Below are 1,626 nucleotides of genomic sequence, written 5' to 3'. Positions count from 1 at the left end.
GAATCAAAGATTTTGCAATTGGCTTGGAAGTGAACTCGTATGCCTGAATGTATACATATTTTTGAGAATTGTCAATTTCATTGATTATTTTAGCAGTGCAATTTTCTCCAGGCGTGAAACAAACAGAAGTTTTCGGACAAATGCACCCAGATAAAGCTACACATATTAAAAAAGATAAAAAACATCTAAACATTATGACTAAATTTATACTATCCATTGATGGTGGAGGAATAAGAGGTATCATACCAGCTATAATACTAACAGAAATAGAAAAAAGATCAAAAAAACCTATTTCCCAAATCTTTGACCTGATGGCAGGAACCTCAACAGGTGGAGTTGTTGTAGCTGGTTTATGTAAAAAAAATAACAAAGGAAGTCCTCAATACTCAGCCAATGATTTGGTTGAACTTTATCAACAATATGGACCATATATTTTTAAATCATCGTTTTGGAGAAAATCGATCGCTTCATGGTTTAATGGTGCTCAGTACTCACATCAAAACATAGAATTCATTCTTGATAAATACTTCGGCGAAAGTACTACTGCTGACATTTCAAGTAATCTACTACTTACCAGTTATGACATTCAAAATAACTGTCCATTTTTCTTTAAAAGCTGGAAAAGAGAAAACATTAAGTTAAAAGATGCACTCAGAGCTACAACCGCAGCACCTACCTATTTCATACCAAAACATTTAAAAATTAACCAGATAGATAGAATATTAGTGGATGGTGGGGTGTTTGCCAATAATCCTGCTGCTTGTGCATATGCTAGTGGGAAAAGGCTATTTCCTGATGATGATATTGTTCTTTTATCAATTGGCACCGGTAGAACGACTAGAAGCATAGAGTATGCTAATTCAAGAAGATTCGGCAAGATTGGTTGGATAAAGCCGCTAATAAATGTAATGTTTGCCTCTGGATTGGACTGTGTCGATTATCAACTAGAACAAGTAATGGGTGATAAATACATAAGAATACAATCACAATTGGAAGTAGCATCGGCTGAAATGGATGACACTACACCTAAAAATATTGAGCACCTTCAACAAGAGGCATACGAAATGGTAGAGAATAATCAAGCTATAATAGACGAATTTTGCAATATATGTTAACAAAAGAAGCTGATGGAACTTACGCAAAATGCTTAATAAACTAAGCTGATATATTAATATAAATAGGTCTCTCTTTTATATGCAAAATACTCGCCACAGTGGCTTTTTGTGCGCATATATTAAATCTACACGAGCGTATAGAGTTAATAATTAGATAACCTGTGATGCTATAGACTGTAGTATAAAATGCTTTTTTAGGAGTCAGTATGAAAGATGTTGAAATGGCTTTGAAAAAAATTGCTAATAAAATAGATAGAGCTAGAAATAATAGATCACTCCTTCTGTCGGTTATTGGTACAATTGCTCACACAACATTAGGTAGTGTCGACATTTATTTTAACCAAAGATATATAGAAGCAATATGGACAAAAGATAAGAAAGAAATAGCTAATTTATCATAACGAGTAGCAACCCTACGAAAATTCTTGAGTTTATTGAACATTCTTTCGATGAGATTTCTCTCTTTATAAAGCTCTTTATCGTATTCTCTTGGTGTTTTTCTATTGGAACG

Annotated in this window: 2 protein-coding genes; one reads left to right on the top strand and one right to left on the bottom strand. The window is 33.4% G+C overall.

The window, feature by feature from the left end:
• Positions 1-194 precede the first annotated feature (194 nt).
• Positions 195-1,115 carry a patatin-like phospholipase family protein gene (locus IC220_RS07455; protein ID WP_188153782.1) on the top strand — a complete coding sequence of 307 codons (921 nt, stop codon included), beginning with the start codon at positions 195-197 and terminating at the stop codon, positions 1,113-1,115.
• Positions 1,116-1,446: 331 nt separating this feature from the next.
• Here the strand turns inward: IC220_RS07455 and IC220_RS07445 are convergent.
• The coding region (locus IC220_RS07445) for a transposase (RefSeq protein ID WP_188152748.1) at positions 1,447-1,626 on the bottom strand (180 nt) is incomplete at its 5' end.

The organism is Wolbachia endosymbiont of Pentalonia nigronervosa (assembly GCF_014534705.1).
GTDB lineage: Bacteria > Pseudomonadota > Alphaproteobacteria > Rickettsiales > Anaplasmataceae > Wolbachia.
Note: the sequence above shows the minus strand (reverse complement) of the source record. Positions and strands in the feature narration are given on the sequence as shown.